The following is a 19,238-nucleotide window of genomic DNA, read 5'->3' as shown; positions in this document are numbered from 1 at the left end:
CCTAAATTTTAGTGAAAAAGGTGATCAAAATATTGCTAGTTGTAAATATTTGTAAACGTTTATATTTGCAATCGAAATATACACAATTGTGTATATCCGCTAGTTACAAATAATTTGAATCAAATTTAATACTATGAAAAAACTGAATTTGTTGATTGGATTTTTAATCGGGCTCATTATTTTATCTTGCTCGAAAGAGGACGAATCTGGAAATCAAGACCCAATAATTGGAAATTGGAAACTTAAATCCGTAAAAAGACTCGATTTAGATGAAGTCCTAATATCGGAAAAATCACTTTCTGAATGTGAAGAAAGAAGTGCTATGAGATTTTCTTCTAATCAGGATTATACTTTCTCACGATTTAATGAAGACCCAAACGGAGGGTGTTACGACTTAGTTCAATCGATTTCCAATGGAATTTGGTCCTATAGTTCAACAAACGGTTATCAAATATCTGGTATGGCAATTTTTGAGAATTCAATTGTTTATTTAAATCAAAGATATGACGAAATGATTTTGTCAAATAATAATAAGCTTTTGACTCTCCGAAAAGAAAATCGAGTTAGTGATGGCGCAGGTAATCTAATTGACGTGTCAATATTTATCCAAGAATATTCAAAAGAGTAAAACTATTTGTAACATTGTATAAAAATAATAGCGGTTTAATTGCTAAAAGGAAAGTTAGTAAATATAAAAATGGTCTGTGTTTGACTGAAAGTTATTGCATTTTAATCCGCTACTATTCTTATACTAGACGTTATAAGCCAAAAAAGAAAACAAATTAAAAACAATTATAAATTTAAATTATTATGAAATCGCTATGAAAAATACTTCTTTCTAAAAGAAATGCTTATTCAAGCGGTTTAATCTGATAATTAAAAAACAATAAAAATAAAATAGATGAAAACAACAATCAAAATTGCTGTCATTGCTATGATGGGAATGAGTTTGGGGGGTAATGCACAAAATAAAATAGAATCTTTAGGAGATGTAGGTATAGGAACAGCGACGCCAAAGGGGACACTTCACATTTCATCATCAATTACATCAAAAAATTCGACACAAAATTTTGATGCTAATTTAATAATTGAAGGTAAAAGCAATACTAGAACAACAAATCAAGGAGCTTCCATAGGTTTTGTAGTACCTGCAAATACGGATGGAACAAACCCTTGGCAACAAGGTAGAATTTTAGTTTCTCCTGATAATGGAAATACTACAAACGCAAGTGGCAGAATGCATCTTCAAACTCGATATTTAGATAATGAAGCGTGGGCGTGGAAATGGAGAGATAATATTGTTTTGAGGTCTTCGGGAAATGTTGGAATCGGAACAACAAGTCCAAGTGCCAAATTAGATGTGAATGGAGATGTTTTGTTTAATTCATTCTCAAGAGGTAACGAAAACGGAATATTCTTTAGAGAGAATTTTGTGAATTCAAATAAATACAATTTATCTATTCTAACTTATGACCATAATGGTAACGCATCCGATGGTTTAAGTCTAAATGCCTACGATGGTATAAGTTTTTCTACAGGTTCTAACTCAAGAAACGAAAGAATGAGGATTTCTCAAAATGGTAATGTAGGAATTGGAACAACAAGTCCTAGAGCTAAGCAACATTTATTTACTGGTAATTCAAACGGTATTAAAGACCTTTATGTCACTTCGATAATTGAAGGGATGGATGCGAGACTTCAATTAATGTCAAGTAACGCAGGTAGCAATGGTTCTTCTATTTCTCTAACAAATGAAAGTTCTTCTTGGACTTTACATCAAAAAACTGCGTCATTAGGTAATAGATTCGATATTGGCTATAGAATTTCGTCAGAGTCCGAGGATATTACTGCAAGACAAAATATTTATTTTTCAATTTTAAAGGATGGAAATATAGGGATTGGTACAACAAATACAAAGGGATTTAAATTAGGAGTTAACGGAAAAGTTGCCGCTACAGAAGTGAAAGTTGCAACTTATTCAAACTGGTCGGATTTTGTTTTCTACGAAGATTATGAGCTGCCAACACTAAAAGAAGTAGAAAACCATATCAAAGCAAAAGGACATTTAAAAGATATTCCAAGTGCTAAAGAGGTAGAACAAAATGGGTTCTTTTTAGGTGAGATGGATTCTAAGTTATTGCAAAAAATTGAGGAATTAACTTTGTATACCATTGAGCAGGAAAAGAAAATTAAAAAATTAGAAAAACAACAGAAAGAGATTGATGAATTAAAAGCTTTAGTTCAGAAATTATTAAAAGATAAAAACTAAGCGTAACGGCTTATAACACGGTATATAAAAAATAGCAGTTTAGAGCTAAAATTAAAGTTCGTTCTTTTCTGCTATTTTCGTATTTAAATTGAAAAGCACGGAATTTTATTCTACTACTTTTCATATACAAGTCCGTTAAAAATACACCCACCACAAAACACCTTTTAGGGTGTTTTTTTATGCCTAAATTTTAGTAAATGAATTATAAATAGTAGGTTCTCCGATATCTAAAAAATGGAAAATTTATTTGACATAATTGTGGTAAGTTTAGTTGTTTGTTTTATTTATAGTGTTTATTTTCAGTAACATACATTTGTTTTTTTTGAAAAAATGTATATTTGTCATGTATCTCTTTGTATATAATAAATGGTGGGATAATAGAGAGATATTCCTTTATCTAACATAGCAAATTTTAAATAATAGAATATGAAAAAAATTAATATTTGGTTAGCGACCTTATTAGTAATATTGGTAAGTTGTGATAACAATGACAATATCGAGTCAAAAACTTTACATCTCGACGACCTAAACTCGGATCGGTTAAGTAAATTTCGAAACCATAAAAATATTGCGCCAAAGACTTTTTATCTTGAGAGCTCAAATTTAGATCAAACTATTAAATTTCAACATTTAGTTGATCAGATGAATGAATTCGATAAACTTATTTTGAGAGCGGGACCTCATTATATTTCAGGTACTGTTATGATCAACAAGCCAAATTTAACCATTATAGGAGAAAATTTATCAACTATCAGAAAGTCTGGGCATTTTTCATGTATTGATATAAATGAAAGTGCAAATAAAACAACAATTGATAATGTAGATATTGATGGCGGAGGTTTTATTAATGGAGATGCAAATAAACCTAGAAAAGAACCCTGTATGAGAATTTTTAGTAATGAGAATTATATAGTTAATTCAAAGTTTCATAACAGTGGAGATAATTCAGGTTTATTATTACACGGTAGTCATCTTAATCTGATTGAAGGTTGTAAATTTTATTACAACTACATGGTTGGTCTTTCTCAATGGTACTCCAGTGACAATGAGATAAAATATTGTCAAATGTATGAAAATGGTGCTGAGGGAATTACCATAGATGGATTTTCACATAATAGTACTATTCATCATTGTTGGATTCATAAAAATAACCTACCTAAAAGAGGTGTTGGTGGAATTGGTATAGATGCTTCGAATGGAGCACAAATATTTAATAATACCATTGATTTTAATGGGTTAGATGGGATAAAGTTTCAAAACAATCTTTGTGGTGGGTGTGATGGGGTAACCATATATAACAACTTAAATATTAGTAATAATGAAAGGGCTGCAATAGGAAAGAGATTTAATAATCAACAAATATCAAATTTAGGAATATATAACAATGTTACGCATGGAAATCCTCTAGGTGCTGAGTTTACTTATAATAGTAGCTTTGCTGGTGAGGAAAATAAGGTTTGTAAACAATTTAATATTTATGGGATTAATTAACTTTTGCTAAAAACAATTATCCTTTAGTAACTTTTAAGATGAAAAAAATAAATAAAAAAAGTCTTTTAAGGTCTTTTTTTTATCCAAGTCAATCTTACCACAAGACACCTTTTAGGGTGTTTTTTTATGCCTAAAATTTAATGAAACTGGTTGTCAAAATATTGCTAGGTATAAATATTTGTAAACGTTTATATTTGCAACCGAAATATACACAATTGTGTATATCCGCTAGTTATCTCTTATTTGGAAAAAAATGAAACAATACAAATTAAACATCTTATTTCTGATACTTCTCTTTTCTTTTGATTGTATCGCTCAAAATCAAATTGTTGGAGTATCTGGTGATTCAGGAATTAGTGTTAGCGGTAAAAAAATAGCAGAAATTTTAAGCTTCTATCCTGAAGACCAGCCAGGAGGAACCTTTATTGCAACAATTAATGGTGAGATAATTGCTTCAGCGGCACTGGGTAAAAGCAATCTTGAGTTAGATGTTGATATGAAAATGAATAATGTTTTCAACATAGCATCAGTTACCAAACCTTTCACAGCAGTGTCCATATTTACTCTTATTGAAAAGGGGAAAATTGGTTTGGATGATAAAGTTTTAAAATTTATTCCCGACTTTCCAGAAGAAGGAAAAGACATTACTATTGGTCACCTACTATCACATAGTTCTGGTATGGAATACAAAAATGATGAAAAGGAGCGAGATGATTTTAAGAGAGCTATTAAAATGAAACGGAGTAACGATTCCGTTTCAGTGGTTAAGTATTTTACAAAAGAGAAATTTGATACAGAACCGGGAAATAATCATAATTATAATAATGTAGCATATCAACTACTAGGATACATAATTGAAATAGTAAGTGGAAAATCATACGAAGATTATTTAAAAGAAACTTTTTTTGAGCCTCTTAATATGAAAAACACCGTATTAGAGAGTTCTATAAAAGTCATAAATAATCGAGCTACGGGCTATGATTCTTTTAATGGCAAAGATTATCAAATAAGGAAAATAGACAGTGATGATTCCTATTTTTATTCAGCGGGTGGACTAATGTCAACGGTTGAGGACTTGTCAATTTGGTATACCGCTTTAATGAATTACAAAATAATAAGCGAGACTAATCTTAAAAAGTTGATTACACCAATTACATACAATGATGGGACATATGGAGCAAATGGCTATGGCGTATTTACGGGGAATTTGAACGGAAACAACTTTGTTTTACACGATGGATTAGGTTGGGGCTATGGTTCTATTATTTTATATTTCCCAAAACAGAAACTTTTCATTGCTCATTTGAGAAATTGTGGTTATTGCAAATATGATATCGGACAATTTTACAATGCTCCAATAAGAATTGCCGCAATTCTATTGGATTCTGAATATTCAAAAGATTATAATCAGAACGCGCCTTTAAAGAAATATATCGGCACTTTTACTTCGACTTTATCACAAGAAGATAAGATTATAATAGAAAAAGAAAATAAACTCTTTATAAACAATAGTAGATTTGGTTTGCTACAATTAAATCTTATTAGTGAGAATACTTTCTTTGTTGAACGAACTAATGAAACTTTAGTCTTTAATAAGATTGATAAAAATAATGTAGAGTTGATTTCTAATAGAGGAATTCCAATTGTTTTCAAAAAAGCAGAGAAGTAAAACAAGAGATAACACGGTGTATAAGTAATAGCGGTTTAAGTACTAAAACGAGAGATAAAACATAAATCAAAGGTCGGTGTTATCTGACAGTTTAGTGGCTTGAAATCTGCTACTGCTCATACACGAGACCGTTAAGTTAACTTTAATAACAGAAAAATGGCTGAAAGAATTGGTAAGTTCTTATGGAAAAATAACTTTTCAACTTTTTCGCTCTCATATCAGAGAGGTAAATCAGAATATTTTCATACTTTTCATTTAACTATAAAAATTATTCTTGTACTTGGGGTCTTTATTTATTTTGAAATGTATAATTTTTCCGATTTTGGAGATTTAATTTTAATAATCCTTTTTACTTTCCTATTCTTTATTTTTATCTCGCAACTCCTTAGTCTTTATATAAGACCAACTAATAAGATCATAGAATATATCAGATCTCAAGACATCTTCATCATAAGAAAAGATTATTTTAAGTATAAGGTTTTAAAAACCAACGAGATAGATGTTTTTATAATTGATTGTATGAAGGAACATGTAGCCGGAGGTAATGGTCATAAAATGGTATACAGGTATATGTGTGTAGCTTATTGTAAAGATATTTATGGTAATAAACATGAAATGTTTGTTGTAAATCCAATAGGTATAACTCAAAAATTTGAAGATGAGATAACGTATGAATTAACGAGAACTAGTAAGATGATATGTGATAAAATTAGTTTTATACTTGATATTAAAACGGAGTTCAATAAATTTGATCTCAAGTACTAAAGTTAACACCCTCTAAACTGCATTAAAACGCAGTTTAGCCAAAACGTTGTAGTGCATTAAGAAAACTGATAAATTGAATCTGTAATTGTGATTGTATTTGAAATCATAGGAGAAATTTTAGTCCGAATATTCGTTGAGATTATTTTCGAAGGGATAATTGTAGGAATTTATCGGTTATTTAAAAGAGCAATTGAATTCATTCGAATAAGAGTATTTGGGTTTCAACCGAAACCAATTACACCGAAAAAAGCACTCGAAAATAAATTACTTTATAAAAGGATTGAGTTGACCGAAAATCTGAATTCTGTTCTGAAAGCAGGACAAATCGGAGCAATCTTAGAAATTATCAACAAGGAAAAGGTTTTTGCTGAATTCTATGACGAGAAAGGAAATCAAATTGAGATTAATGGTGACTTAGTATTTAAAGTTGGAATTAATCAATTGAGACTGATAAATAAAAAACGCACTACAACAACACCTAAACAGAATTAAAACGTAGCTTAGCCAACACGTTGTGTGTAATGAAGAAAAAAATAAATTGAATGGATAAATATATAGCTTTCGCATTTTTTCTCATGTCCCTAGTTAGTTGTAAAGGACAAATTGAAAATGCAGCAAATACTAATACTCAAGACGAAATTATTGAGAAATACTTAAAAAATGGTGCATGGAATCATCACTACTTAACAAAGGAATGGAACGAATGGATAAATAAGGGAATTCAAGCAGACTCTACCATTGCATATTTATGGCAACAAAAGGCATTGCCTTTTTGGAAGCAAAAAAAATATTCTTTAGCTATTAAGTATTATGATAAAGCAGTTAAATACGATAGACAAAGGTGGTTGTCAAGATTAGCTTTTCTAAAATGTGTCTTTGCGAAAGACTATGAAGGAGCACTGACCGATATAAAAACCTATATTAAAGAATATGGTACAATTTTAGAGCAAGACCATTCTCTCGAATTCTATATGGGGTTATGTTACTTGCAGCTAAATCAATTTGACAAAGCCTTTGAAACACTAAATCAGAATGTAAAAGCCCAAGAAATAGAACATGGAACTGATTGGGTGCATTATTTAGACAGATATTATTTAGCTATTGCATATTATGAGCAAAGTGATTATGTAAATGCAAATTCTGAACTTGACAAAGTATTGAAACAATATCCTGGTTTTTCTGATGCACAATATTACAAAAGCATCTGTCTTAATTATCTAGGAAAAAAAGAAGAAGCAATGAAAATAGCAGACATCGGTAAATCCAATTATCACATGGGAAAGACCTTCAATGAAGATTCAAATATATACGAAATGTATCCATATCAAATAACTTGGCAATGGAACGTTTTAGAGAGTAGCATAATAAAATAAAACACTACACACAACAAAGGCTATAATTAATACGGGTTTTGTTGCTTACTCCAAAGTTTACTATTTTTAATTCCCGTATTAATCATACGCAAAAACGTTAAAACATATTCACCACAAAACACCTTTTAGGGTGTTTTTTTATACCTAAATTTTAGTAAAAAAGGTGATCAAAATATTGCTAGGTGTAAATATTTGTAAACGTTCAGTTTAAATAAAAATGTTGTTCTAAAACCCATAAAATCTACAAATAATTCCTTTTTTGGTTTCGGTTTCTGTCTATTTATTAATAAATTTAGGTTAGGAAATATGCACAATTGTGTATATCCGCTAGTTGTAGCCAATACGAATAACCAACTTCAAAAATTTAATCCATGTCTTTTTTTATTGAAAATAAAGAATTATTTAAACTACAACCAGAGGAAGGAAATGGATTAAGAAAGTGCCAATTAGGTGCAATTTGGGCATTAAAAAGTCATTATACAACATCATCAAATGACATTGCTTCTTTAATTAGTATGCCAACCGGTTCTGGAAAAACGGCATTGATGATGGCTACTTGTTTTGAATTAAATCTACAAAAAATACTTAACGAATTATATAAAACGAACAAGATTTCAATACATGATGGAATTCACGGAAAACTTGTAAAGATTAAGAAGTTGAAAAAATAGAGTTAAAATAAAATTAAATAATATTAGAAAATCATGAAAAAACAGCATTAAACCATGTTCTCGACTTCTACAAAGCTACAAAGAGTGAACAACAGCAATTAAACTTGTAGGTTCTCCGATACCTTAAAATCGGAAAAATTCTTTGAGATAATTGTGGTAAGTGAAATAAACGTTTATAGTCGATTGTAAGTGTTTGTACGCCTTTGTATTCGGAAAAAAGTGTCTTTTAAACGGTATGAGCTTATGATTTTTATGGGGTTTTAGATGTTTTGAATTTATATTTACAGTGGAAATATACATAATTGTGTGTATCTACTAGTTATCAACAAGCGAAAAAAGAGACAACCACACAAATAGCACATTTGGTTTTTCCGACACGAAAGTCAACCGAGAAAAAATCAAAAGAGAGTGGTTAGTTTTTAAAAAATGCCTAAGTGATCATTCTATTAGATCCATGTTTGCTTCTGAAGTATCGCAAGGCACCCAAACAATGTCTAAATTACCCGTTACGGGGTCAATGGCAGGAGCCATACATTCGTCATCATCTGTACAACTAGAAAAGCCAAAGAAAAGAACTAAAACGATACATTTCTTCATACTATAAATATTTAATTCTCAAATATAACAAGAAGAAATAAAATTTCATACGAGCAAAAATAGTTTTAAGAAAAAAATAACATCAATACATGCGTGTAAAGAGTTGTATACCAAATGTAAATATAAACGAATTATAAATAAAGGGCTGGTTCTCCGATACCTTAAAATCGGAAAAATTCTTTGAGATAATTGTGGTAAGTGAGGTTAAAGATTGTATTCGGATAAATGATATTCTAAAGCTGTTTAAATAATTGATTTGTAGTTTTTTTATAAAGTTTTTAAAATATTATATTTGCACGCAAAATATCTGCTAGTTATAGGTGTAAAAGGAAACAAATTAAAAACAATTATAAATTTAAATTATTATGAAATCGCTATGAAAAATACTTCTTTCTAAAAGAAATGCTTATTCAAGCGGTTTAATCTGATAAAAAAACAATAAAAATAAAATAGATGAAAACAACAATGAAAATTGCTGTCATTGCTATGATGGGAATGGGTTTCGGAGTTAAAGCCCAAAATGAGGCCATTAATGGAAATTTAACCGTAAAAGGATCATTATCATCACAGGGCTCATCACATACTTTTTCAACAGAAAGTGGTAAGACTAATTTCAGGTTAACCTTTAATATGTTAGATGCAGAGAATGCATATCTTTATAATTATAATCATACAGCTCAAACTTTTCATACCGTAAATGTAGGAGGAAGTCATTCTTTGGCAAGTGGATTAACGATTTTGGGCAATAGCAACGTAGGAATTGGAACAGCAAACCCGAGTTCTAAGTTGGATATTAGAGGCACTGAGAGGGCTCAACTTCGTATTTACAAAAATGGATTAGATGATAAGTATTTAAGTTTTTGGCACGGAACTTCAGGAGCTGTTATAGAACCCATCAGAACTAATGGTAGCAAAGCTAATATGTTCTTAGGTGGATATGATTATCCTACTGATGTTTTGATAGCATCAAGGAAACCAGGTAATGTTGGAATTGGAACAACAAGTCCAAGAAACAAATTACATGTTTTTGGAAATACGGGTATTAGAGTAGTTGGAAATGGTACTGACCAAATATTTTTAGAAGGCGAAAGAACAGGAAGCACAAATTTTAGATTATACGACAATAAAAGTAATATCTATTATGATTCTCGCTCAAATATGACTTTTAGAGCAAATCAACTAGGAGGATCAAATGGTTCAATTAATTTGATGGGAGGTAATGTTGGGATTGGAACTGCTAGTCCTAGCGGTAAACTTCAAGTTAATAGGGTAACTTCTAATGGAGAATTATCGAAAAATGCAATAAACTCTTTTATCAATACTACTGCAAATAGTAATGTTACAAGTTATGATAAAGGGGCATATGTATTTGCAGGTAATTATTCGATTGCTCAAGGAGCAAAAGACTCTGGATATAAGATAGCTGTGGATGCTAGTTCATATGCAAATACTACTAATTTTAAAGGCACTTTACGTTCGAACTATGGTATTTGGGCTCGTGCTGGAATTTACAGAGGCACCTCAGGAGCAAAAATTGAAAATGCTGTTGCCGTAGAAGCGCAAATATTGGATAATGTCGAAGGAACTTCAATTGATAATGTATATGGTGTCAGAATATCTACAAATAACTATAAAAAATCTTCAGTGATAAATAGGTATGATTTGTATGCAGGAACATCAACTGCTAAAAATTATTTTGCTGGAAAAGTAGGTGTTGGAACTAAAGCCCCTGATATGGAACTAACGGTAAATGGAAAAATTCATGCGAAAGAAGTAAAAATAGATTTAGCTGTACCAGCACCAGATTATGTTTTTAAATCAGAATATAATTTAAGAAGTATTGAGGAGGTGGAAAGTTTTATAAAAGAGCATAGCCATTTACCTGAAATTCCATCTGCAAAAGAATTTGCTGAAAACGGAGTAATGCAAGCCGAAATGGATATGAATCTTCTTAAAAAAATTGAGGAATTAACTTTGTATACTATTACTCAGGAAAAGAAATTGAAAAGTCAAGAAAAACGATTTTTTCAACAACAAAAGGAAATTGAAGAACTCAAAAAGCAAAACTCTGAAATTAAAGAGTTGAAAGCTCTAGTCGAGAAATTATTAAAAGATAAAAACTAAGCGTAACAGCTTATAAACTCCATTAAAACGGGGTTTATACAAACCGTTATAAGCCATAAAAGAAAACAAATTAAAAACAATTATAAATTTAAATTATTATGAAAAAAATATTTTTAACATTTTTACTACTATTGATAACAGTAGTATCTCAAGGACAAAATTACAGCACAAATGGTACTCCAGTTGGATTAGAACATAATATGTTATTTAATGCAACAACTCGTTATAAGGTAACTCAATCTGGTACTGCTAAACTTTCTATAGAATCTATGTTTGATGGTAGATTTAGTCCTTCATATACATCAGTTGCTCCAACTCCGAGTAATCCTACTGTTGTTTTGATAGAGAATCTTCCAAATGTTCATAGTCAAAGAGGCGCATGGGTGGGGTGGTCTACAAGATATTGGCAAGCAAAAAGGTTTAAAGTAGAAGGTTTCAATGCCTATAAAGAAAATAAATGGAAAATTATTACTGATTTTTCAAGTTCAGATTATACAGGAGGTGCAAAATTTATACAGAAAGTACCATCTGGATCGTATACAAAATTACGATTTACTTTTTACACTGCTGTTGGAACAGATGGTCGATTAGGTGTGTCTGAGTTATTTTATTTACATCCTGAAGGAATGACACCTTATCAAGGATTATTTGATCCTGGTAATGATAAAAATGTATTATATGAGCAAAATTACACCACAAATGGTACTCCAGTTGGATTAGAACATAATATGTTATTTAATGCAACAACTCGTTACAAGGTAACTCAATCTGGTACTGCTAAACTTTCTATAGAATCTATGTTTGATGGTAGATTTAGTCCTTCATATACATCAGTTGCTCCAACTCCGAGTAATCCTACTGTTGTTTTGATAGAGAATCTTCCAAATGTTCATAGTCAAAGAGGCGCATGGGTGGGGTGGTCTACAAGATATTGGCAAGCAAAAAGGTTTAAAGTAGAAGGTTTCAATGCCTATAAAGAAAATAAATGGAAAATTATTGCTGATTTTTCAAGTTCAGATTATACAGGAGGTACAAAATTTATACAGAAAGTACCATCTGGATCGTATACAAAATTACGATTTACTTTTTACACTGCTGTTGGAACAGATGGTCGATTAGGTGTGTCTGAGTTATTTTATTTACATCCTGAAGGAATGACACCTTACCAAGGATTACTTGATAATAATGATTGGGTTAAGGAAGGAAATAATATAAGTTATTCTAAGGGAGATGTCGGAATTGGAACAACTAACACAAAAGGCTTCAAGTTAGGTGTCAATGGAAAAATAGCTGCAACAGAAGTTAAAGTTGCTACTTATTCAAATTGGGCAGATTTCGTGTTTAAAGAAGACTATTATTTACCAACTTTAATTGATGTAGAAAATCATATTAAAGAAAAAGGACATTTAAAAGATATTCCAAGTGCTAAAGAGGTTGAAAAAAATGGTTTCTTTTTAGGAGAGATGGATTCTAAATTATTGCAAAAAATAGAGGAGTTGACATTATATACAATCGATCAACAAAAAGAGATCGAAGAACTGAAAAAGCAAAATTCTGAAATTGAAGAATTAAAAGCTTTAGTTCAAAAATTACTAAAAGATAAAAACTAAGCGTATAAACTCCATTAAAACGGGGTTTATACAAACCGTTATAAGCCATAAAAGAAAACAACTTAAAAACAAAAATGAAAAAAAATATCTTATTAATAGCAATAGTATTATTATCATGGAAAGCAAACGCCCAATTTGATTCAAAAGGAAACTTGAGTATTTTCTCTGATTTGACTAATCAACCATTTGTAACATTAGGAATAAATAAAACAGATCGATGGAGTATTGGGATGTATGAAGCTAATAACCCTTCTTATGCCAGATCTTTATTTATTTACGAGGATCACACAGGTGTATCAGGGTCAAAAGGTGTAAGGTTTTTAATAAAACCTAATGGTAATGTTGGGATTGGAACAACAAGTCCTAGTGAAAAACTGAGTTTGGAAGGGGATTCTTCAACAAAATTAAAAATTCAAAACAACTCATCTACAAAGGATCTAGGTATTTGGTTAAGAGGTAAAAGATCGGGTTCAAATATTTATTCATCTCATTATATAGGTACTGAAGGTGAAAGCCATTATAATTTAAAAATTAATGCCGATGAGCTATTAAAATTTCAGACTAACAGCCAAGATAGATTAACTATTTTAGGTAATGGAAAAGTTGGTATCGGAACGACAAGTCCAAGCGTTAAATTAGATGTTAATGGAAATATAAAAGCTTCTTCTTATTCGATTATCAGTACTGACTATAATTCGAGACTTACTAGTAATATGCTTCAATTCTCTAGAGATGGTTTCTCTTATATTGATAATAAAAAGTCCAACGGCTCAATAGCAATTAGAACAGGAGGAACAGGAAATGTAGATTTACTAGTAAGGTCTGATGGCAATGTTGGAATAGGAACAACAAGTCCAAGTGCTAAGTTGGAAATTAGTCATCATGAAAATATTAGAACAGTTGAAATAAACCCTCAAAATCAACTTGATATTACAGGTAATTCATCATTAACCATAAAAGAATTCGTTCCAAGTATTGAATTTTCAGATTCATCTAATTCTTCTAGTGCAGCTGTCGTTTTTGCAAATAATAGTAGTTTTTTTATAGGTAAGAAGTCTGGAGTAAAAATGACGAGTAGTGAATTATTTAATGTGAATTTAAATTCAGGAAAAGTAGGTATAGGGACATTAACTACAGGAAACCATAAATTAGCGGTTGAGGGCTCTATCGGTGCAAGAGAAATAAAAGTAGAAGCCGCTCCAAATTGGTCTGATTTCGTTTTTTATGATAATTACAATTTACCAACCCTGCAAGAAGTAGAAAACCATATTAAAGAAAAAGGACATTTAAAAGATATTCCAAGTGCTAAAGAGGTTGAAAAAAATGGTTTCTTTTTAGGAGAGATGGATTCTAAATTATTGCAAAAAATTGAGGAGTTGACTTTATATACAATTGATCAACAAAAAGAGATTAACTCTCAGAAAAAAGAAATTGAAGAATTAAAAACTTTAGTTCAGAAATTATTAAAAGATAAAAACTAAGCGTAACAGCGTATAAACTCCATTAAAATGGGGTTTATACAAAACGTTATGCCCAATTTGAAAATCAATTTTTAAATGACAGAAATTATTGATTTAAGTCAAGAAATTTACGAAGGAATGCCTGTATATAAAGATCTTCCTCAAGTTAAAATGTCAATTCACAATTCTCATGAAGAATGGAATGGAATAAAAAATCCAAAAATTAAAACACCTGCTGTACATAAATTGGAACTAGGAGAACATACTGGAACGCATGTAGATGCTATAAATCACATGGCAATTGAATACAAAGGAAAATCAATTGACAAAATGAATTTATCCATGTTCTACACAAAAGGAATGTGTTTAGACTTTTCTCATAAAGGACTAAAAGAATTAATTGAGCCTAACGAAATTGAAATTGCATGTGAAAAGGCGAATCTGAAAATAGAACAAGGAGATACTGTATTATTTTATACAGATCACTATCGAAAAAATTTTAATGGAAAAGATTGGGGTAATGGCCCAGGAGTTTCAGCACAAACTGCTCGTTGGCTCGGAGAAAAAAAAATATCGGCATTTGGAGTTGAAACGATGTCACCTGGAGTTTCAGGAATCTCAAATAAAGAAGTTCATCATATTTGTGGAGAATTGAATTTTACACATTATGAGAATTTGATAAATCTTCAATTACTTATTGACAGAGGTAGATTTCGGTTTATTGGACTTCCATTAAAAATTAAAGGCGGTACAGGTTCACCGGTTAGAGCAGTTGCAATATTTGAAAATTAGAACTGTGGACAATAAAACCTAAACTGCATTAAAACGCAGCTTAGTTAAACCATTAAAAATACACTTACCACAAAGCACCTTTAAGGTGTTTTTTTATGTCTAAGATTTGAATAAAACAACATTATTTTTTTGAGAATCATAGTGTTTGTAGTATCTTTGACTTAAGATTCAAGTCCTAATTCTTTTTAGGCAAACAAGATTCAAGTCCCTGTTCAGGGCATAGCATTTTAGCTATTTAAGATTCCTAAAAAATCATTTCCTTTTGGATTCCAAAACTATTCAGAAGTATAAAAATAAAACGATACCTCAATTAAAAGAAATAGCTACAACTCACTTTAATAAGTTCATAAGATATAGAGATACTGATTCTAATGGATTTGGTCGCTGTATATCTAGTGGCCAGCCTTTACGTATTCCTTCAAAAAAAGCGCATGCAGGTCATTTTTATAGTGGGGGAAAGTTTCCAGAATTAAAATTTAATGAGGACAATGTAAATCTTCAAGGTTTATCGGATAACTATTTTAATGGGGGCAATCTTCTTCGATATAGAAAGAACTTAATAAAAAAGATAGGTATTGAAAGAGTGGAGGAGCTGGATCGTATAGCGGATATGAGCAAGAGAAACAGCTATAAATGGGATAGGTTTTATCTCATAGAGATTATAGAAAAATATAAAGGTAAATGGAAAGAGGTAGTATGATTTCATTTAATCCCAAAAAGCTAACAGATAAGCAGAAAAGGTTTTGCGAGGAGTATGTCATTGACTTAAATGGTACACAAGCGGCTATTCGTTCGGGGTATTCAAGTAAAACAGCTCGTTCTATATCAAATGAAAACCTGACAAAACCTGACATCAGGGAATATATATCAGAACTTCAGAAAGAGATTCAAGAAAGAAATAAAATAACTGTTGATGAATGCGTATCGATACTTGCTAAAATAGCTAGACATGACATAGCAGCGTTTTATGATGAGAACGGTAAATTAAAATCAATACATGATATACCTAAAGACTCAAGAATGGCAATTTCTGAGCTTTCAGTATATGAGGAGATAGAGAAAAAAGGAAGTGATAAGAATTTAATTGGTTTTACTAAGAAGTTAAAGACATTAGACCGAAAAGGTGTAATTGTTGAATTGATGAAGCATTTAGGGGGGTATGAGAAGGACAATAGTCAAGTGAAATTACCCATTGATTTATCGCAGTTGAAACCAGAAACATTGATGGAGATTTGGAATGCTAGAAACAAAGATTGAATTAAACCCAATTGATATTGCAATTCAGTTATTCAAAGACCGTGTGTTTGATTTTATTACTGTGTTTAATGGAAAGATGCATAAAAAGCAGAATGAGGCATTATTGGTTCTTACAGATAAAGAAACGGAGGAGCTTGTTTATGGAGGTGCAGCAGGCGGAGCTAAATCTTGGACGGGCTGTGTTTGGTTAATGTTTATGTGTTTAACTTATCCAGGCACCAAATGGTTTATTGGAAGACAAGAGCTAAAACGAATAACTGAATCAACATTAATAACTTTTTTTAAGGTAGCTAAGCTATACGGAGTAACCTCATTCAAATTTAATGGACAAAAGAATTTCATTGTTTTTGAAAACGATAGTCGTATTGATTTATTAGAGTTAAAATACCTACCAAGTGATCCTTTATACGAAAGATTTGGTTCTACAGAATATACCGGTGGTTGGATTGAAGAAGGGGGAGAGATCAACTTTGGAGCTTATGATGTTTTAAGAACAAGAATAGGCAGGCATTATAATGATTTTTATGGTTTAGTAGCGAAGCTATTTATTACTTGTAATCCTAAAAAGAATTGGCTTTACAAAGATTTCTATAAGCCTTTTACAAAGGGAATACTCAAGGGTATTAAAAAGTTTCTTCAAGCTTTGGTTCAGGATAATCCATTTATTGAAAATGGCTACATAGAAAGGTTAAGAAGAACCAAAGATAAAGCAAAAAGAGAACGACTGTTGAATGCAAATTGGGATTATGATGACAACCCTTACGCATTATGTGATTACGATAGTATTGTGGCTCTTTTCGAAAATGATCATGTTGTAGAAGCATCAAATAAATACATCACGGCAGACATAGCAAGATTTGGTTCTGATGTAGCTAGAATAGGAGTGTGGTATGGATGGGTATTAAAAGAAGTAATTAGTTTCGATGTTAGTAAGACAACGGAGATTCAAGCCGCTATAGATGCTTTAAGAACAAAATATCAAATACCTAAGAATAACTGTATTGCGGATGAAGATGGAGTCGGAGGAGGAGTTGTAGATAACTGTGGTATTCTAGGATTTAAAAACAATGCAAGACCATTTGAAGAAAATATCAGTGGTAATTTAAGAGATGTTCCTGAATATGAAAACCTTCAAACACAGTGCCTATTCAAGTTAGCAGATAAAGTAAATGACAACAGTATTTATATAGAAGCAGATATATCTCCATCAGAACAGGAAATGTTGATTAATGAGATAGCAAAGATTGAGAGAGATCCTGAAATTACACGAAAATTAGCATTAGTTAAAAAAGCAAAGATCAAAGAGGATATAGGCAGGTCTCCTGATTATAGAGATATGATACTTATGAGAGTATACTTCGATATTAAACCTAAAAGTATAAAACATAGTACAGCGTTAAATGCAAACGATTTAGGGCTCTTTTAAACCAAAAAACAATGAATTTCTTAGAATTATTACAATCAAATCAAATTGAAAAAGCTTATAACCTTCTAAGCGCAAAAGAAGGAGTGAGTGATAGTGCAAAGGAGTTTAATAACGATCGTAAGGTAAGAGATACTCAGGTAGGCAATCGTGAAGATAAAATAATGAAAGATGGCACCATTAATAGAGTATCAAAAGTTCCAATTCCATTTCAAAGACAAATCGTAAAAACAGCTTCAACTTTTCTACTTGGTAGCCCAGTTAAATTAGTTGATAAGGAATCTAATAATGAAATAAATGAGGCATTCGAATCCATTTCAGATTTATGGCATGACTTAAGATTAGATTCGTTATTGTTGGATTTTTGCAAGACAGTTAAAAGTGAAACCGAAGCTACGATTGTTTTTTTTCCTGTCAAAAAGGAAGATGATTCTGAACCAAGAATAAAAGCGAGGTTATTAAAAAATAAGAACGGAAAGGTATATCCAATTTTTGATGCTTTTGGAGATATGACTGCTTTTGCATGGGAGTATGTTGTTAAGGAAGATAATAAAGACGTTTTCTACTTATACATATGGACAGATTCTGACCAATATATTTATAAGAAGCAATCAAAAGATTGGTTGCCAGAGGAAGGTTATCCCAAAGCTAATTTATTTAAAAAAATACCTGTGGTTTATCTTTCTCAGGAGAATCCGGAATGGTGGGAAGTACAAGGGTTGATTGATATGTTTGAGAACTCATTTTCGAAGTTTGTTGACACCAATGGATATTTCTCATCGCCAATGTATAAAGCAAAAGGAGCTGTTAGTTCAATACCTAAAAAGGATAGTTCAGGCAAAATGGTTAAACTAGATATTATTGAAACAGATAGAGGAAATATCATCGAGGCTGATTTGGATGTTATTAGTTGGGATAGAGCTCCAGAAGCATTAAAGCTAGAATTTGAGACAGGTAAAGGGTTGATTTATGGATTATCCGACACACCAGATTTATCATTTGATAATGTCAAAGGAATTGGTAATATATCAGGAATAGCATTAAAGCTTATGTTTTTGGGACCAATACTAAAGGCAAAAGAAAGCGAAGGTGATTATCAAGTAGTAATTAGTAGAATTATCAATTTACTAAAGGTAGGACTATCAAAAATAATTAAGCCAAAGTTAGAAGGTAGCTTAAAAGAACTAAGGATTGATATTAAGTTCACCAGTATTTTACCAGAGAACCTTAAAGAAACCATCGAAATATTAAGTCAAGCAACAGGAGGTAAGCCAATTCTTAGTCAAGAAACTGCATCGGCACATAACCCTATGGTTGAGAATTCGAAAGAAGAAATTGAACTAATGAGAAATGAACAAGAACCTAAAAAAGAAGTACAAAAAGTCTAGCTTAGAAGAATCAGCAAAAGAATACTTAAAAGAATACGATTCAAAAAAATCAATAGAGCAGGTATTTAGCGAATTTGAGGATATACTTAAATATCATGATGATTTTGAAATCTATTTGAAGGAGAAAAAGTTAAATGAATACTTAGAAAAGATGCAGAGAAACAAAAGGCTCTTAGCTAAACGGAAGTTATTTATTGAGTGGTATTTTAATAAAAGCAAATCAGAGGTTGGAAATACCAAAAAAGTATATGTAGACCTGTCTGAATTAACCTTCACAACAAAAAGAACTGTTCAAAAGGCATTATCTGGTGAAGCTACGGCACAAGAAGCACGCAAATAGGCAAAAACT

18 protein-coding genes are annotated in these 19,238 nt (G+C 31.2%); 17 read left to right on the top strand and 1 reads right to left on the bottom strand.

Annotated elements, in window-relative coordinates; genetic code table 11:
- Positions 1-133: 133 nt before the first annotated feature.
- From AC2GW8_RS02180 to AC2GW8_RS02145, 8 genes are all read left to right on the top strand, one after another.
- Positions 134-628, top strand: a complete 495-nt coding sequence (locus AC2GW8_RS02180; protein WP_440881160.1) for a lipocalin family protein — start codon at positions 134-136, stop codon at positions 626-628.
- 273 nt (positions 629-901) lie between these two features.
- On the top strand, positions 902-2,269 hold the full coding sequence (locus tag AC2GW8_RS02175; protein WP_440881159.1) for a hypothetical protein: 1,368 nt from the start codon (positions 902-904) through the stop codon (positions 2,267-2,269).
- A gap of 426 nt (positions 2,270-2,695) precedes the next feature.
- Positions 2,696-3,760 carry a right-handed parallel beta-helix repeat-containing protein gene (locus AC2GW8_RS02170; RefSeq protein ID WP_440881158.1) on the top strand — a complete coding sequence of 355 codons (1,065 nt, stop codon included), beginning with the start codon at positions 2,696-2,698 and terminating at the stop codon, positions 3,758-3,760.
- Positions 3,761-4,013: 253 nt separating this feature from the next.
- Positions 4,014-5,429: a serine hydrolase domain-containing protein gene (locus AC2GW8_RS02165; RefSeq protein ID WP_440881157.1), complete on the top strand. Its 1,416-nt coding sequence runs from the start codon at positions 4,014-4,016 to the stop codon at positions 5,427-5,429.
- A 156-nt stretch (positions 5,430-5,585) separates the two neighbouring features.
- Positions 5,586-6,194 (top strand): hypothetical protein, encoded by a 609-nt coding sequence (locus AC2GW8_RS02160; protein ID WP_440881156.1) that lies wholly within the window; start codon positions 5,586-5,588, stop codon positions 6,192-6,194.
- A gap of 87 nt (positions 6,195-6,281) precedes the next feature.
- Positions 6,282-6,686 carry a hypothetical protein gene (locus AC2GW8_RS02155; RefSeq protein WP_440881155.1) on the top strand — a complete coding sequence of 135 codons (405 nt, stop codon included), beginning with the start codon at positions 6,282-6,284 and terminating at the stop codon, positions 6,684-6,686.
- A 50-nt stretch (positions 6,687-6,736) separates the two neighbouring features.
- Positions 6,737-7,567, top strand: coding sequence for a tetratricopeptide repeat protein (locus AC2GW8_RS02150; RefSeq protein ID WP_440881154.1), 831 nt, complete (start codon positions 6,737-6,739; stop codon positions 7,565-7,567).
- 371 nt (positions 7,568-7,938) lie between these two features.
- Positions 7,939-8,238 carry a DEAD/DEAH box helicase family protein gene (locus AC2GW8_RS02145; RefSeq protein WP_440881153.1) on the top strand — a complete coding sequence of 100 codons (300 nt, stop codon included), beginning with the start codon at positions 7,939-7,941 and terminating at the stop codon, positions 8,236-8,238.
- Positions 8,239-8,676: 438 nt separating this feature from the next.
- Here AC2GW8_RS02145 and AC2GW8_RS02140 read toward each other — a convergent pair whose 3' ends face one another.
- Entirely contained in the window at positions 8,677-8,835 is a 159-nt protein-coding gene (locus AC2GW8_RS02140) for a hypothetical protein (protein WP_440881152.1), read from the bottom strand.
- A 453-nt stretch (positions 8,836-9,288) separates the two neighbouring features.
- On the opposite strand from AC2GW8_RS02140, the gene AC2GW8_RS02135 reads away from it, so the two are divergent.
- From AC2GW8_RS02135 to AC2GW8_RS02095, 9 genes are all read left to right on the top strand, one after another.
- The gene (locus tag AC2GW8_RS02135) at positions 9,289-10,959 is read left to right on the top strand and encodes a hypothetical protein (protein ID WP_440881151.1); all 1,671 of its coding nucleotides are present in this window, start codon (positions 9,289-9,291) and stop codon (positions 10,957-10,959) included.
- Between the two features lie 98 nt (positions 10,960-11,057).
- Positions 11,058-12,569 (top strand): hypothetical protein, encoded by a 1,512-nt coding sequence (locus AC2GW8_RS02130; protein ID WP_440881150.1) that lies wholly within the window; start codon positions 11,058-11,060, stop codon positions 12,567-12,569.
- Positions 12,570-12,643: 74 nt separating this feature from the next.
- Positions 12,644-14,050, top strand: a complete 1,407-nt coding sequence (locus AC2GW8_RS02125; protein WP_440881149.1) for a hypothetical protein — start codon at positions 12,644-12,646, stop codon at positions 14,048-14,050.
- Positions 14,051-14,125: 75 nt separating this feature from the next.
- The gene (locus tag AC2GW8_RS02120) at positions 14,126-14,821 is read left to right on the top strand and encodes a cyclase family protein (protein WP_440881148.1); all 696 of its coding nucleotides are present in this window, start codon (positions 14,126-14,128) and stop codon (positions 14,819-14,821) included.
- Positions 14,822-15,083: 262 nt separating this feature from the next.
- Complete coding sequence (locus AC2GW8_RS02115; protein ID WP_440881147.1) at positions 15,084-15,521, top strand: recombination protein NinG; 438 nt, start codon at positions 15,084-15,086, stop codon at positions 15,519-15,521.
- Positions 15,503-16,078: a terminase small subunit gene (locus tag AC2GW8_RS02110; protein WP_440881146.1), complete on the top strand. Its 576-nt coding sequence runs from the start codon at positions 15,503-15,505 to the stop codon at positions 16,076-16,078. The genes AC2GW8_RS02115 and AC2GW8_RS02110 overlap by 19 nt, the downstream gene beginning before the upstream one ends.
- Entirely contained in the window at positions 16,059-17,504 is a 1,446-nt protein-coding gene (locus AC2GW8_RS02105; RefSeq protein ID WP_440881145.1) for a phage terminase large subunit, read from the top strand. The genes AC2GW8_RS02110 and AC2GW8_RS02105 overlap by 20 nt, the downstream gene beginning before the upstream one ends.
- 11 nt (positions 17,505-17,515) lie before the next feature.
- Entirely contained in the window at positions 17,516-18,889 is a 1,374-nt protein-coding gene (locus tag AC2GW8_RS02100; protein ID WP_440881144.1) for a phage portal protein, read from the top strand.
- Complete coding sequence (locus tag AC2GW8_RS02095) at positions 18,852-19,229, top strand: hypothetical protein (RefSeq protein WP_440881143.1); 378 nt, start codon at positions 18,852-18,854, stop codon at positions 19,227-19,229. The genes AC2GW8_RS02100 and AC2GW8_RS02095 overlap by 38 nt, the downstream gene beginning before the upstream one ends.
- The last annotated feature ends 9 nt before the right edge of the window (positions 19,230-19,238 follow it).

This window comes from Tenacibaculum profundi (genome assembly GCF_057162725.1).
Note: the sequence above shows the minus strand (reverse complement) of the source record. Positions and strands in the feature narration are given on the sequence as shown.

Excerpts from the sequence above, each read along its gene's own strand:
- AC2GW8_RS02180 (WP_440881160.1), top strand. The coding sequence starts at position 134 with ATGAAAAAACTGAATTTGTTGATTGGATTTTTAATCGGGCTCATTATT.
- AC2GW8_RS02175 (WP_440881159.1), top strand. The coding sequence starts at position 902 with ATGAAAACAACAATCAAAATTGCTGTCATTGCTATGATGGGAATGAGT.
- AC2GW8_RS02170 (WP_440881158.1), top strand. The coding sequence starts at position 2,696 with ATGAAAAAAATTAATATTTGGTTAGCGACCTTATTAGTAATATTGGTA.
- AC2GW8_RS02165 (WP_440881157.1), top strand. The coding sequence starts at position 4,014 with ATGAAACAATACAAATTAAACATCTTATTTCTGATACTTCTCTTTTCT.
- AC2GW8_RS02160 (WP_440881156.1), top strand. The coding sequence starts at position 5,586 with ATGGCTGAAAGAATTGGTAAGTTCTTATGGAAAAATAACTTTTCAACT.
- AC2GW8_RS02150 (WP_440881154.1), top strand. The coding sequence starts at position 6,737 with ATGGATAAATATATAGCTTTCGCATTTTTTCTCATGTCCCTAGTTAGT.
- AC2GW8_RS02145 (WP_440881153.1), top strand. The coding sequence starts at position 7,939 with ATGTCTTTTTTTATTGAAAATAAAGAATTATTTAAACTACAACCAGAG.
- AC2GW8_RS02140 (WP_440881152.1), bottom strand. The coding sequence starts at position 8,835 with ATGAAGAAATGTATCGTTTTAGTTCTTTTCTTTGGCTTTTCTAGTTGT.
- AC2GW8_RS02135 (WP_440881151.1), top strand. The coding sequence starts at position 9,289 with ATGAAAACAACAATGAAAATTGCTGTCATTGCTATGATGGGAATGGGT.
- AC2GW8_RS02130 (WP_440881150.1), top strand. The coding sequence starts at position 11,058 with ATGAAAAAAATATTTTTAACATTTTTACTACTATTGATAACAGTAGTA.
- AC2GW8_RS02125 (WP_440881149.1), top strand. The coding sequence starts at position 12,644 with ATGAAAAAAAATATCTTATTAATAGCAATAGTATTATTATCATGGAAA.
- AC2GW8_RS02120 (WP_440881148.1), top strand. The coding sequence starts at position 14,126 with ATGACAGAAATTATTGATTTAAGTCAAGAAATTTACGAAGGAATGCCT.
- AC2GW8_RS02110 (WP_440881146.1), top strand. The coding sequence starts at position 15,503 with ATGGAAAGAGGTAGTATGATTTCATTTAATCCCAAAAAGCTAACAGAT.
- AC2GW8_RS02105 (WP_440881145.1), top strand. The coding sequence starts at position 16,059 with ATGCTAGAAACAAAGATTGAATTAAACCCAATTGATATTGCAATTCAG.
- AC2GW8_RS02100 (WP_440881144.1), top strand. The coding sequence starts at position 17,516 with ATGAATTTCTTAGAATTATTACAATCAAATCAAATTGAAAAAGCTTAT.
- AC2GW8_RS02095 (WP_440881143.1), top strand. The coding sequence starts at position 18,852 with ATGAACAAGAACCTAAAAAAGAAGTACAAAAAGTCTAGCTTAGAAGAA.